A 206-nucleotide genomic window follows, 5' to 3' on the forward strand; every position below is an offset into this window, starting at 1 on the left:
CAGGCATTTAATAATCAGTCTTTTTTAAGCCAATCCTGGGACATGGCCAAGGCCGCGCAATCCGGTGCTGCCAGCGGTGTAACCGAATATCTACCCGACTTAGGGGATTTTGGTGATCTGTTAGATGCCGCAGACATTAACGTCACTATGCTCATCGAGGCCATTGCCACGGGTGATGTGGATGCGCTGGAAGATAAATTCCAAGC

The 206-nt window shown here is 50.0% G+C and carries 1 protein-coding gene; it reads left to right on the forward strand.

Annotated elements, in window-relative coordinates:
* The coding region (locus tag Q0779_RS23960; protein WP_298776782.1) for a hypothetical protein at positions 1–206 on the forward strand (206 nt) is incomplete at both ends.

The sequence above is a fragment of the uncultured Shewanella sp. genome, from assembly GCF_947491715.1.
GTDB lineage: Bacteria > Pseudomonadota > Gammaproteobacteria > Enterobacterales > Shewanellaceae > Shewanella.